11 protein-coding genes are annotated in these 12662 nt (G+C 59.1%); 8 read left to right on the forward strand and 3 right to left on the reverse strand.

Annotated elements, in window-relative coordinates; translation table 11 throughout:
- Positions 1–224 precede the first annotated feature (224 nt).
- The gene (locus ACFDSS_RS09950; protein ID WP_375255594.1) at positions 225–911 is read right to left on the reverse strand and encodes a DUF6629 family protein; all 687 of its coding nucleotides are present in this window, start codon (positions 909–911) and stop codon (positions 225–227) included.
- Between the two features lie 291 nt (positions 912–1202).
- Here ACFDSS_RS09950 and ACFDSS_RS09955 point away from each other — a divergent pair, with 291 nt between their 5' ends.
- Genes ACFDSS_RS09955 through ACFDSS_RS09990 form a run of 8 tightly spaced genes read left to right on the forward strand, consistent with a single transcriptional unit; the run spans position 1203 to position 10204 of the window.
- A complete protein-coding gene (locus ACFDSS_RS09955; RefSeq protein WP_375255595.1) occupies positions 1203–1565 on the forward strand; it encodes an NADH-quinone oxidoreductase subunit A in 363 nt (120 codons plus the stop codon).
- Positions 1562–3760: a heavy metal-binding domain-containing protein gene (locus ACFDSS_RS09960; protein ID WP_375255596.1), complete on the forward strand. Its 2199-nt coding sequence runs from the start codon at positions 1562–1564 to the stop codon at positions 3758–3760. Before ACFDSS_RS09955 ends, ACFDSS_RS09960 begins: the two co-directional genes overlap by 4 nt.
- Entirely contained in the window at positions 3757–4656 is a 900-nt protein-coding gene (locus ACFDSS_RS09965) for an NADH-quinone oxidoreductase subunit H (protein WP_375255597.1), read from the forward strand. The genes ACFDSS_RS09960 and ACFDSS_RS09965 overlap by 4 nt, the downstream gene beginning before the upstream one ends.
- Positions 4653–5168: an NADH-quinone oxidoreductase subunit J gene (locus tag ACFDSS_RS09970; protein WP_375255598.1), complete on the forward strand. Its 516-nt coding sequence runs from the start codon at positions 4653–4655 to the stop codon at positions 5166–5168. Before ACFDSS_RS09965 ends, ACFDSS_RS09970 begins: the two co-directional genes overlap by 4 nt.
- On the forward strand, positions 5165–5476 hold the full coding sequence (nuoK, locus tag ACFDSS_RS09975; protein ID WP_375255599.1) for an NADH-quinone oxidoreductase subunit NuoK: 312 nt from the start codon (positions 5165–5167) through the stop codon (positions 5474–5476). The genes ACFDSS_RS09970 and nuoK overlap by 4 nt, the downstream gene beginning before the upstream one ends.
- A 2-nt stretch (positions 5477–5478) precedes the next feature.
- Entirely contained in the window at positions 5479–7368 is a 1890-nt protein-coding gene (locus ACFDSS_RS09980) for an NADH-quinone oxidoreductase subunit L (RefSeq protein ID WP_375255600.1), read from the forward strand.
- 17 nt (positions 7369–7385) lie between these two features.
- Entirely contained in the window at positions 7386–8846 is a 1461-nt protein-coding gene (locus ACFDSS_RS09985) for a NuoM family protein (RefSeq protein WP_375255601.1), read from the forward strand.
- Positions 8846–10204 carry an NADH-quinone oxidoreductase subunit N gene (locus ACFDSS_RS09990; RefSeq protein WP_375255602.1) on the forward strand — a complete coding sequence of 453 codons (1359 nt, stop codon included), beginning with the start codon at positions 8846–8848 and terminating at the stop codon, positions 10202–10204. The genes ACFDSS_RS09985 and ACFDSS_RS09990 overlap by 1 nt, the downstream gene beginning before the upstream one ends.
- 31 nt (positions 10205–10235) lie before the next feature.
- On the opposite strand, the gene ACFDSS_RS09995 is transcribed toward ACFDSS_RS09990, so the two are convergent.
- Together ACFDSS_RS09995 and ACFDSS_RS10000 are read right to left on the reverse strand one after the other, a co-directional pair.
- On the reverse strand, positions 10236–11291 hold the full coding sequence (locus tag ACFDSS_RS09995) for a type II glyceraldehyde-3-phosphate dehydrogenase (RefSeq protein ID WP_375255603.1): 1056 nt from the start codon (positions 11289–11291) through the stop codon (positions 10236–10238).
- A complete protein-coding gene (locus tag ACFDSS_RS10000; protein ID WP_375255604.1) occupies positions 11288–12628 on the reverse strand; it encodes a class I SAM-dependent methyltransferase in 1341 nt (446 codons plus the stop codon). Before ACFDSS_RS10000 ends, ACFDSS_RS09995 begins: the two co-directional genes overlap by 4 nt.
- Positions 12629–12662 lie beyond the last annotated feature (34 nt).

Here is a 12662-nt window from a genome sequence, read left to right on the forward strand (position 1 = left end):
TACCGGCCTGTCACGCCGGGGGTCGCGGGTTCGAGCCCCGTCAACCGCGCCATTCCACATATCTCACGACGCGCTGCGTCTCCGGATGGGGCGGGCCGACCAACTGGCGTCCGGTCGGTCGTTCTGCACGTCGATGGACGTTCACCTGCAAATCCCGCCATTTGCCCGAATATGAAGCGCTTACATATGCCCGCGCACTGATGTGCCTTGCCGGGGCCGCGTCTTCAGGCGAATAGTTCTGGGCATTCGCGCGCGCATTTGTTGGTCAGGATGATATAGACCAGATGCAGCGTCGCAAGCCCTGCCAGCAGGCAGAAAAACGAAATATATGCGTATTGCAGGAAGGCGATGTCGACCACGATCACCGCCACCAGTGTAAGGGCGAAATGGCGCATGTGCTTGTAGTGCGACAGCGCCGGGGGCAAGGTGATGAGGGTCACATAGATTGTGTTCGTCAGCCAGCGTGGCATCATGAAATCGAGCCACATGGACTTTTCATAGGCCAGCGACTGATTGTTGACCTCTACCACGACCATGCTGCTATCGAGCCCATGCGGGATATAAAGCAACAGCCCAAATGCCAGTCCGATCAGCGCCATGATACGGAACAGGGGTTTGCGGGGGCTGTCGTCGGGTTCGAGAACATAAACCGAGAATGGCACCCAGACAGGCCACATGAACCAGGTGAAAAAGATGAACCCCATCGCCCCCCATAGCACCGTAAACGGATCATTTCCGTTCATACCAACCCAAACGAATCCTTCGGTGAATTGCTGCATACCGGCAAAAAGGGGCATCAGCGCAAGCGGCAGATAGCGTTTGTTGCGCTTGAATGCGATGACTGAAATTGCGGTGCCTCCGCCCACAAGAAAGACGCTGGCGGCAAAGCTGACTTGCGCGGAAAGGCACATTGGGAATTCCCTTTTCTGAGATCGTTTTGGAACGGTTCCTGAGCGAAGCCTAAGTTACAAGACAAAGAAATACAAAGGGGCGTTTGTGTCATTGTCGCATCGCTTGGCGGCGTCCTGATTGTGTCGAAGATATTTTCAGAAAAAGGTGTAATGTTTTGCGGGTCACCGCGTCTTGTTAGGCGTGTCATGCGACATTTTGGTGGACGGGCTAGCGCGCTTTGATGGTTTGCACAGCACGACGCAAACGCCTAGCCTCGTAGAGACACGAAGCCGCAACAGAAAGCACCTTGGATGAGCGAACTGACGCAATATGCAATCCTTTTTTGGCTGACCGTCGGTACGTTCGGTTTCGTACTCAGCCTCTATGCGCTGGCGCGGGCTATCGGGGGCGCGCGCGCCGAACCCGCCAAAGATGTGCCCGCCACGGCTGGCACCTTGTCGCGTGATCCGGTTTGGGTGCGTTACCATGCCCGGTATACCGGCTATGCGTTATTGTTTCTCGCATTCGATATGGAGATGGCGTTCATGTATCCTTGGGCGGTTGTTTACCGCGAAGAGGGTCTGATTGCGCTGCTCGATATGGGGGTTTTTCTGGCCATTTTGTTTTTGGGTCTGCTCTATGGTTGGAGCCAGGGCGCGTTGAGGCGACAATGACGATGATCGGGGCCCATGAGGGCGCAATGACAGGGATCAGGCGGTTGATATCGGCCGCCATGGCCCGTGATCTGGCGGCTTTCGTGCTGCCCGGCCCGTCTTATGCGCGGGCGTTGGGGCTTGATCTGGTCTCTGCGCCTATGCGGGTGGTCAGCACCCCGCGCCATGCAAGCCTGTTGATCGTCGTCGGCCCGCTACCAGCAGGTTTGCGTGCTGCTGCGACAGTGGCGTATGCGCAGATGCCACGTCCGCGCGCCATCCTGTCTTTGGGGGCCGGCCACATCGCGCCCTTGCCAGATGCAGATGTATCAGTAGAGCTATCGGCAGCAGGCTTTCTGTCTGGGCTCGCTGATATCCGGCAGGTGATCGCGGCAGGCGCATTTCATACGCAAACTGAGGACTTTACGGCTTCTGCGTTGGACATGCGCATCGTCTATACCTGTCCCATGCACCCGGAGGTCATCAGCGACCAACCGGGCGAATGTCCAAAATGTGGCATGGACCTGGTGCCGAAAGAAACAGCGTCAGATGGACATGCGGGCCATAAAATGGCTGACCCCGGCAATGCCACGCCCGCGAGTGGTACAGAGCATCACGGCCACGGGCATGACCACGGCGATCATGCGGGGCATAGCGATCATGCCTCTCATGCGGAGCATACCGCACATTCCGCGCACGGTGCTGCCGCTGACCCCGCTGATAATGGCGCGGCTGAGGCCGCCTATAGCTGTCCGATGCACCCCGAAGTCACCAGTGACGCGCCCGGAAAATGCCCCAAATGCGGGATGTTTTTGGTGAAGGCCGATGACGCAGAGCCGCACGGACATGGACAAGGGCATGTCCACGGTGACGGCGAACAGAGCGGCCATGCTGCTGCTGATGAAGGCAGTGCGGAGGCCGCCTATAGCTGCCCGATGCACCCCGAAGTCACCAGTGATGCACCCGGAAAATGCCCCAAATGCGGGATGTTTTTGGTGAAAGCCGATGATGTAGAGCCGCATGGTCACGGGCATGACCACGCCCATAGCGATGACACGGTGCATGGCGGTCATGCAGGCCATGGCGGGCATGGCGATCACGCGGGCCATGGTGGTCACGCGGGCCATGGCGATCACGCGGGCCATGGCGATCATGCGGGCCATGGTGGTCACGGTGAGCATATTGACGGCATCGAGCCGCACTTCATGTCGATGGTTGACCTCACACAAGGCCAACCGCGCAGCAGCGACGGCTTGCAGATGGAATGGATCACGGTACCGTTCGGTCCCTTCTTTCCCGGGCTTCCGGCAGGGCTGGGTCTGACGCTGACGCTGGACGGTGATACGGTTGCCGAAAGCAAGGTCATGAGCCATGTCAGTGCAACCGACCTGAGTGATAGCACCGGGATGCCAGCTTCGGATTTCGTCGATCATCTGGGCGCGATGATGCCTCTGAACCCTGTGACCTATCGCGCATTGGCCCTCATGGCGTTGGAGGATTCTGCAGGCGTTGCACCGACAGGCGATGTGCACCGCAGTCGGGCGGCTGCCGTCGAGCGTGAAAGACTGGCTTGCCATCTCAACTGGCTGGCCGAATTTGGGATGCAGTCCGGGTTTCGCTGGCTTGAGGCGCGAGCCGGTGCGTTGGAATTGGCCGTTCGAGAGGCGGATACGACAGGCATCGCCGCACAGGCAGATGCGATCGGGCGCTTGGTTCGCCGGGTTCAGTCCGCGCCGCTGATGAGGATGCGTTTGCGCCGTATTGCGCGCGTGTCAAAAGACGCCACTGCCAGCGGTCCAGTCGACAGGGCGCGCGGTGGTGGCGCAGATGTCCGCAGCGACGATCCAACCTATCAAGACCTCGGCTTCGAGATATGCAGGCAAGACGGGGGCGATGCACTTGCCAGGCTGCGGTTGCGCTGCGATGAGATTTTACAAAGCATCGCATTGATAGCGGCAGCCGGGATGATCGCTACACCAGAACCGCGTGATTTGGGCACGATTACAGGTGACGGCAACGCCTTGATAGAAACGCCGCGCGGCGCAGCCCGGCTTCTTGTCAGCATGAAGGACGGCAAGGTGGCAGCGGCCGATCTGCAAACACCCTCGACGGTGAATGTCGCTCTGGTTGAGACCCTGACAGTGCAACAGGAACTCGGCGACGCTTTGTTCGCCGTGGGTTCGCTCGACTTGTCGCCTTGGGAGCTTCGCGCATGAATTTGCTTGTCATTCTGATAGCGCTTGCCGCAGGCGCCTATGCTTTGGCCATTATTGAGCGATGGGTGGTCTATGGACGGCTCAGCTTTGCCGGTCCGGCATGGTCTGCTTTGGCATTGCTGGGGCGGGAATCGCTGCTGGCACGCAAGTCTGACCGCCTGTTCTTTGAAATGGCCCCGGTTTTGCTTTTGGTAGCAGGGTTGATGGCGGTGGCGGTCATCCCGCTGGCGCCGGGGATCATCATTACCGATCTGGCGACGGGGGCATTGTTTCTGAATGCAGCGCTGGCCTATGTGCTGGTGGCGCTCATCATGGCCGGCTGGGGGCCCAACGGGGCCTATGGGATGATTGCCGGCTGGCGCTTTCTTGGACAGTTTATCGCCTATGCGATGCTGATCGTGATGCCAATCACCGCCGTTGCAATGCGGGCTGAATCGCTTTCGACCGTTGCAATCGTGGCGTCGCAGGAACAGCTCTGGAACGTACTTTATCAGCCGATCGGATTCGTTCTGTTCGTGGTCGCGGCGATGGGGCTGGCATGGTTGCCGCCGCTCGATCTGCCCAATGCCCCCGGTGAGTTGGCAGGTGGGGTCGAAGCTGAATATACCGGCGTGCGGCTGGCGGTGCTACGGTTGGCGCGGATGGTTATCATTCTGGCGTTGGCAGGTGCGACGGTGACCTTCTATCTGGGCGGTTGGATGGGGCCATGGCTGCCGGCAATGGCCTGGAGCGGGATCAAGATATTGCTGGTCGCGGCGGCAATGCTGGGCATCGGCCGTTACATGCCCCGTATTCGCGAGGCCCGCTATCTTTCACTGAGTTGGAAGCTGGGCATTTCGCTGGCGCTGGCGAATATCTTTCTGGTCGGGGTGATTGCATTGGTGGTTCCGATATGACGGTTCAGTTGCTCTTTCTTGCCTTCTTCGGCGTGGCGGCGGTCTGGTTTGGCGTTGTCGTTTTCCGTACCCATTCAATGGTCCGCTCTGCGCTTGCGCTGCTGTTTTCGCAGACCGCGATCGGGGCGATGTTTCTTGTCATGCAGGCGGAGTTTCTAGGCGTCTTGCAGATCATGATGATGGCCACGGAGATGAGCGTAATGGCTATCTTCATGGTGATGTTCATGATGGACCCCGGCGGTATGGGCAAAATGGACATGACCCACCAAAAGCGCCTTTCGCTTTGGGCTGGCGGGGTCGGGCTGCTGGCGGCTTTGTTGCTGGTCTGGCTGCCGGACTGGGGGCCGGTCGCCCTGTCGGTGCCGGGCGCACATGAACAGGCGGCAGATCTGGGGCGCGAACTCATGGGCCGGTCGATGTTCATTTTCCAGTCAGCAGGCTTGACCATTCTGACGGCCATGGTTGCGGCCACAATGGTGGCCATTGTCCCCAACGCGGAGCAACGCAAATGATGCTGGAACTTATCATGGCGCTCAGCATTGGCGCGGGGCTGTTTGGTGTCGGCCTTTACGGGGCGCTGAGCCAGACCAATCTGGTGATGATTATCATGGGGGTCGAATTGATCCTGGCAGCCGCCCTGGTTAATCTGGTGGCCTTCTGGCGCTATTTGCATCCTGATGAACCTGCCGGACAAATGTTCGTGCTGATCGTCATGGCGGTCATGGCCGTTGAAATGGCGGTCGGCTTTGCAATCGCCATTGCGCGATTCCGCGTGCGCGGGTCAGTTGAGATGGAAGAAGCCCGTGAGTTGAAGGGATGACGATGCTAGCACTCATTATCCTCGCGCCGCTTCTGACGGGCATTGCGGTGCTGGCGCTGCGTCGCGCGCCTGAAGCGATTGCGCTGTCGGGTGCCGCAGTCGGGTTTCTGGCGGCGATCGGCACGTTGGCAAATGCCGAGTCTGGCAACTCGTCTCAACTGGTCCTTTCGGGATTGCCGCAAATGCCGCTACGACTGATCGCAACGCCTTTGACGGCCGTTTTCGCGGCTGTTGTTGCGACCGTGGCGACGTTTGTACTGGTCTATGCTGTCGGGTACATGCGCAAAGATCCTGAAAAGGCGCGCTTTTTCGGGATTCTCTTGCTGTTTGTCGCCGCGATGCAGGCTTTGGTTCTAGCAGGTGACTGGATCACCGTCTTGGCAGCCTGGGAGTTGATTGGCTTTTCCAGCTATCTGCTGATCGGCTTCTGGCACGGGCGCGCGGGCGTCGCCAGCGCCGCAACAAGGGCGTTTCTTTATACGCGGAGTGCCGATCTGGGGCTCTATCTGGGGATTTTCATTCTGATTGGATGGGCCGGCACCTCAGAGATTTCCCGGACGCTGGCGATTACCGGATCCCCTGCGCTGCTGGCGGGCGTGTTGCTGCTGATCGGCGCGATGGGAAAATCGGCGCAAGTGCCGTTGCAGGACTGGTTGCAGCGCGCCATGGCTGGCCCGACGCCGGTTTCGGCACTGCTGCATTCGGCGACGCTGGTGGCGGCGGGGGCGATCCTGCTGATCCGGGTTGCACCGATGCTGCCTGCAGGTGCGTTGTTTGTGATTGGGATTGTCGGCGGCGTGACAGCGGTCGTCACAGGGCTGATTGCATTGGCCGAGCGTGACCTCAAGCGGTTGCTTGCGGCCTCAACCTCAAGTCAATATGGCTTGATGCTGCTGGCGATTGGTGCAGGTGTGCCGGTGGCCGCGTTGCTGCATCTGACTGCGCATGCCGCAATCAAAAGCACGTTGTTTCTGGGCGCCGGTGTCTTTCAGCATGACCGTGATAGCACTGACATGGATGCGATCGCAGGCGCGGGCAGGGCGCGACCGCTGGTGCTTGGCGCTTTTGGTATCGCAGCACTGGCGTTGGCGGGGATACCACCGCTGGCGGGTTTTTATTCAAAGGATGCCATTCTTGCGGCGGCCTTGGCAGCATCGGGTGCGGTTTGGCTGGCGCCCTTTGCGCTGGTGGGGACGGTGCTGACGGGCGCATATATGGCGCGTGCGCTGCGGGTGCTTTGGCGCGGCGACGTCCAACCTGTTTCCAGCGAGGGAATGGGCTGGATGGGCGTTGGTATGGCAGTGCTGACGGTCTTGGCCGCGGCATTGGGTTTCAGCTTTGTGCCTCTGGAACACATGCTGGAGGCTGAACTCCCGCCGGAAGGACTTGCGATGCTGCTGGGACTTGCGGCAGCGCTGACCGGTCTGGCTTTGGGCTGGTTTGCCACCCCGGAGCGGCTGATGGGGCCGGTTTTCCCTTGGGCGCAGGCCGGGTTTGTGATCGCGGGGGGCATGGATGGTCTGGCGGTGCGCCCCGCATTCGCCTTGGCTGCGGCCTGCGAAAGATTTGAACAGCGTTTGCTGGCCGGGCAGTTGGCCTTTGTGCGCATTGTGGGCCTTGGCACGGCATCTGGGGCCGCGCGTTTCGACAACCGTCTGTATGATGCGACAAACGAAGTCGGTCGGATGAACATGCGCCTTGGCATTCAGGCTGACAGAACCGACACCCAAGGCATTGACGTCTTTATTTTCGGTCTTGTTGACCGGACCATCGCACTTGGCGACCGCCTGCGCCGCCTGCAAAGCGGACTGATTCACCGCGAACTGGCGCTGACTGTGCTGGGGATTGCGGTGATCGCTGTGCTGCTCTTGATTATTCCCTTTTATCCCTGAAGAAAGACGAACCTGACATGCCTCTTTTATCAATCGCCGTTTTTCTGCCGCTTCTGGGTGGGGTGTTGCTCATGGCATTGCCCGACAAATCGGGACGGGTCGCACATGGTATCTCTATCGCAACAACAGGGCTGACGTTTTTGGTAACGTTGGCTATCTGGGCGCGCGGCACGTCGCCCGGCGGTTTTGCCCAAGTTGAAGAAATCAGTTGGATACCGGCGATTGGCGCGGCCTATCGACTTGGCGTTGATGGTTTAAGTTTACCTCTTATATTATTGACATCACTGTTGTTTTTTCTCTCTGCAATATATGCGGCGCGGGTCACGGACCGTCCGGCGGTTTTTGTGGTGTTGCTGCTGATGCTTGAGACCGCCTCAATCGGGACCTTTGCTGCGCTGGATGCGTTGCTGTTTTATGTGTTCTTCGAGGTGTCGCTTGTGGGCATGTATTTCATGATCGTCGGTTGGGGCTATGAAGAGCGGCAGCGCGCGGGTTTGATGTTCTTTATCTATACGCTGTTGGGTTCGCTGCCGCTTTTGCTGGCAATTATCGGGTTGTATCTGGCCAGTGGCACCTTTGATATGCGTCTGTGGATCGAGGCCCCGCCGCTGACAGGAATGGCCGCGATGCTGGCGCTGATTGCCATGCTGTTCACTTTCGCGGTGAAGATTCCGTCCTTTCCAGTGCATACATGGTTGCCTGCCGCGCACGTACAGGCGCCGACGGTAGGCAGTGTGATTTTGGCGGGCGTGATGCTGAAATTCGGCACCTATGGGCTTGTGCGCTTTGCCTTGCAGATGACACCAGATGCCTTTGCCAAGGCAGGGCAGGTTGTGCTGGCTTTTGGTGTGTTCAGTGCGCTGTTTGGTGCATTTGTAGCCTTGGCGCAATCGGATCTGAAAAAGATGATCGCCTATACCTCGGTCAACCACATGGGCTATGTGGTGATCGGGGTGGCAGTGGCCGCGCTGACACTGGACCCGGATCTGCGTGCAGTGGCGCTGAACGGGGCAACATTGCAGATGGTCAGCCACGGGATCGTCACTGGCGCACTGTTCTTTTTGGTTGGTATGTTGCAGTCCCGCGCTCACAGCCGCGAGATGACAGATTTCGGTGGATTGCTTGGCCGGGTGCCTTGGCTGGGTTGGGCCTTTATCATATCGGCTTTCGCCTCTTTGGGTTTGCCAGGGCTGGCGCATTTTCCGGCTGAATTCCAGATTTTCCTGGCCACGCTGAACATCCAACCCTGGGCCATCATCGCAATTCTTGCCATTGTGGTCACGGCGGGGCTTTACCTGCGCGCCATCGCGGCGGTGTTTTTGGGTGAACCGAATGAGAAATGGGCCGCGATGCCTGATCTTGATCGCGGAGAGTTGCTGGCCGTTGTGCCACTTCTGATCCTGACAATCCTGGTTGGTGTTGCGCCATCGTGGTTGCTCGACATGATTGATGCGACGATGCGGGCCTTGCAATTCTGATGGCCCGCGACCTTTCCTTTCTGTTCCCGGAGTTGCTGCTGGCGGCCACTGTCGTGGTCATGTTGATCGCCGAAATGCTGCGTGCACCGCGGCTTGTGCTGATCTTTGGACTGATCGGACTGGGCCTGTCCACAGCGCTGACCTTGCCGCTGATGGATGCCGACACGGAAGTCTTCGGTGGCACCTACCGGGTTGGGATGCTGTCCGGTTGGGCCAAGCTGATCCTGTTGCCGGGCACCGCATTGGCGCTGCTGATGACCCGCGCGGAGATCGCAGGCAAAGACCGCGAGGGCAGCATGTATACCTTGATCTGCCTGGTGACGCTGGGGGCGCTGATGCTGGCAGGCGGAGGCGACATGATGCTGTTGGTCCTTGGCGTGGTGCTGACGGGATTGGGCTCTTTTGCGATGGTGGCCTGGCCGCGTGATGATGCCGCGACGGAGGCTGCGATGAAATATCTGGTCTTTGGTGCGGTCACTGGATCGGTGATGATCTATGGTGTGACCTTTTGGTTCGGTGGTGCCGGATCAACGCTTTTCAGTGCGCTTGGTGCGCTTGATGACAAGCCGCTGATTGCATTGGCGGGGCTTCTGGCGGTGCTGATCGGGCTTGGATACAAGGCCGCTCTCGTGCCCTTCCAGTTTTGGGCGCCAGACGCGTATGACGGTGCGCCCATATCAATCGCAGCGTTTTTATCTGTTATTACCAAAGTGGCTGCGATCTTCGCCTTTGCGCAGATCTTGCGCGACTTGCCGGTCAGCACTGGTTGGCCCCTGGTAGTGGCGGTGATTGCCGCAGTGACCATGATATACGGCTATCTGGCGGCGTTGGTGCAAACCAATGTGGTGCGGCTGCTGGCCTATTCTTCGGTGGCGCAGGCGGGGTATTTCATGTTGGGGATTGTGGCGCTTGGGACCAGCCCGCTGGCCTTGCCTTCGGTGATCGTTTTTGGAGCAGCCTATATCGCGATGAACCTTGGAGCCTTTGCGGTGGTGATGATTGCGGGCCGCTCGCTTGCGGATTTCAAAGGCTTTGGCAGGGCGCGGCCATTGATCGGTGTAGCGATGGTGGTTTTCCTGCTGTCGCTCACCGGTATTCCGCCGTTGTTCGGCTTTGTCGGAAAAGTATTGCTGTTTGGCGCCGCGATCGAGGCTGGTTATCTGTGGCTGGCGGTCGTCGGCATTGTGGGCACTGTGTTGGCGCTGGCGGTTTATCTGCGCATCATGGTGCCGATGTATCAGGCGCAAGAGGACACCGCCGGGCAGGGCGCCATCGCGCCGCTTGTGCTACTGGTGCTCTTTGTGACGACGCTGGTGACCATGCTGATGGGGCTCTTTGCGGGCGTTTTCCCGGGCTGATGCAATCAACGGGTGCTGGCCCCCGCGACGTTCATCCGCTCGCGCCAAGGGCCGTCAATGTCCCTACCCCCAATGCGGCATTGGTGCGCGCGATGGACGACGCGGCATCAGCTTCGGAGTTGGTCAGGGCGCGGATGGCGTCGATGGTCTCAGGGACCACGATAGCCTGATTGTCGACCATATAGGCATAGAACAGCTCATCGCCCACGACCTTGAGCATGTCTTCCCATAAGGCTACCTCATAGAGGCTGTCATTGGGACGACTGAAATCGGCCATCATTTCCTTGACGGCATTGAGTGCGCCAAGCCCGTCCGACATCCGGATCAACGCAATCCGCGAGGATGCGCGGAACGCGTCAAGCACCTCCTCCTTTGAGGCTTTGCGCGGCATCCTGACCGACCAATAATGAAGATGCGCGAGCGTTTGAGGCACTTTCACCGCCATTGTCACCACATCAAGGCCGGGATCGACGGTTTGTGCATCAGGGCCTTGATGACTGGGAATGTCAGGCTCCGGGACAAGGGTGTTCATGATCCCGCCAAGATGGCTTTCCCAAGGATCGGTGGCGCGGCGTAACAATGTCCCGCGTGCCGCGGCTAGTAGCCCCGCAGTTTTCAGGGCGGTGAGCGTGCGCACAATCGAGGTCGTGTTGCAGGATACCACGCGGGTACTGTTGCGTCCGATGGCACTTGCGTAATTCGCCTCAGCGACGAAGGAATGGCCGGTGATGCTGTGTTTTTCACCACCGTGAACGATGAATCTGATGCCTTTCTCCCGGTAGGTGCCGACGTTCTGCGCGGCGATCTTCTTTGGGGTGCAATCAACCACAATATCGGCAGAGGCGAGCAAATCATCGCCCACGCCGGCCACTTGCAGACCGGCCGCGCGCATGGCTGGCGCATGATCGGGGTCGGCCGCGTAAAGCGCGAAGCCCTTTGTGATTGCCATCCGCGCGCGCCAGTCGGCGACGACGTCGGCCACACCAACCAGATGCATATCTTCTTGGGCTGCAACCGCGTCCGCGACACGTTTACCAATCACACCGTAACCGTTCACGGCCACTTTAATGGGGTTTGGCTCTGTCATGTCGTACTTTCGGTGTTTGTATCGGACAATGGCTTTGCCGCCATCAGGTCAGCTTCCGCCTTGGTGATGTAGTCACGGGTCAGCGGTACACTGTCGCGGCGCTTTGCCAGCTGGATCTGGAACACCATCAAACGGCCATTGCGGAATGCCATTTCGCAGATCGCCAGATAGAACTCCCACATGCGGCAGAACCGTTCATCATAAAGCGCGCGCGCCGTTTCGCGCGCGGCGGCGAAGCGTTCGGACCAATGCCGCAGCGTTTCAGCGTAATGCAGTCGCAGGATCTCGATATCTGTGACCCAAATGCCCTTTTTCTCTGCCGCGGCGATCGTTTCCGACAGGGTGGGCAAGTACCCGCCGGGAAAGATGTATTTTCGGATCCACGGATCACTTCCGCCCGTGGCCGCCATCGTACCAATCGCGTGAACGACAGCGACCCCGTCAGGTTTGAGGACGCGCTGGATGGTCGCGAAGAACGGTTCAAACCCGCTGGGGCCGACGTGTTCGAACATGCCGACGGATACTACCCGGTCATAAAGGCCGCGCTCCTGACGGTAATCGCGCTTTTCAAAAGCGACTTGATCGGAGAGGCCCGCTTGTGCCGCATGTGCGCGTGCAGCGGCGATTTGTTCGGTCGAAAGGCTCAACCCGGTGACGCGGGTCTGATGCTGGGCGGCAAGTTCCACCGCCAGCCCGCCCCAGCCGGAGCCGATATCAAGCACCTCATGTCCGGGTTGCAACAGCAACTTGGCCGCGATGTGATGCTTTTTGAGGGTCTGGGCCTGCTCAAGCGTTTCGGTGCCGGTGGGGAAATACGCGCAGGAGTATTGCCGATCAGGGTCGAGAAAGAGATCGTAGAGATCGGTCGAAATGTCATAGTGATGGGCGACATTTGCGTGCGAGCGGCTGATGGGGTTGTGATGCAGCCGGCGGCTCAGCAAGGCGTCGCGCCAGGAATTGAGCCGACTGCCGGGCAGTGCATCGACCCCGTCCATATTTGACATGCAGATTGACAGAAGATCGCGCAGAGTGCCGTATTCGATGATAAGCGTGCCGTCCATATAGGCCTCGCCAAGGGCGAGGCTGGGATTTGCCAGTATCCTTGCCGGGAGCTTGGTATCGGTCAGACGCACCATGACTTCGGGGGCACCGCCGGGGCCGAATTGCCAAGTTTCGCCAAATGGATCCCTGACCGACAACTGGCCGGTCTGGATAAGCCGACGCAGCGCTTTTGAAAGTAATGCCATCGCGGGCCGTCCCAGCGCAAAGCGCGCAGCCTGCGGTTGCTGATGCTGTAATTCCAAGGTGTCGTCAGACGAGGTTTTGCTATTGGACATAGTCGTTTACTCCGTGTCGTATCTCTTTTTGAAG

It is taken from the genome of Yoonia sp. (genome assembly GCF_042093035.1).
Classification (GTDB): domain Bacteria; phylum Pseudomonadota; class Alphaproteobacteria; order Rhodobacterales; family Rhodobacteraceae; genus Yoonia.

What these genes read in the sequence shown, in the direction of transcription:
- ACFDSS_RS09950 (WP_375255594.1), bottom strand. Translation starts at nt 911, where the DNA reads ATGTGCCTTTCCGCGCAAGTCAGCTTTGCCGCCAGCGTCTTTCTTGTG.
- nuoK (WP_375255599.1), top strand. Translation starts at nt 5,165, where the DNA reads ATGATGCTGGAACTTATCATGGCGCTCAGCATTGGCGCGGGGCTGTTT.
- ACFDSS_RS09985 (WP_375255601.1), top strand. Translation starts at nt 7,386, where the DNA reads ATGCCTCTTTTATCAATCGCCGTTTTTCTGCCGCTTCTGGGTGGGGTG.
- ACFDSS_RS09965 (WP_375255597.1), top strand. Translation starts at nt 3,757, where the DNA reads ATGAATTTGCTTGTCATTCTGATAGCGCTTGCCGCAGGCGCCTATGCT.
- ACFDSS_RS10000 (WP_375255604.1), bottom strand. Translation starts at nt 12,628, where the DNA reads ATGTCCAATAGCAAAACCTCGTCTGACGACACCTTGGAATTACAGCAT.
- ACFDSS_RS09960 (WP_375255596.1), top strand. Translation starts at nt 1,562, where the DNA reads ATGACGATGATCGGGGCCCATGAGGGCGCAATGACAGGGATCAGGCGG.
- ACFDSS_RS09955 (WP_375255595.1), top strand. Translation starts at nt 1,203, where the DNA reads ATGAGCGAACTGACGCAATATGCAATCCTTTTTTGGCTGACCGTCGGT.
- ACFDSS_RS09980 (WP_375255600.1), top strand. Translation starts at nt 5,479, where the DNA reads ATGCTAGCACTCATTATCCTCGCGCCGCTTCTGACGGGCATTGCGGTG.
- ACFDSS_RS09990 (WP_375255602.1), top strand. Translation starts at nt 8,846, where the DNA reads ATGGCCCGCGACCTTTCCTTTCTGTTCCCGGAGTTGCTGCTGGCGGCC.
- ACFDSS_RS09995 (WP_375255603.1), bottom strand. Translation starts at nt 11,291, where the DNA reads ATGACAGAGCCAAACCCCATTAAAGTGGCCGTGAACGGTTACGGTGTG.
- ACFDSS_RS09970 (WP_375255598.1), top strand. Translation starts at nt 4,653, where the DNA reads ATGACGGTTCAGTTGCTCTTTCTTGCCTTCTTCGGCGTGGCGGCGGTC.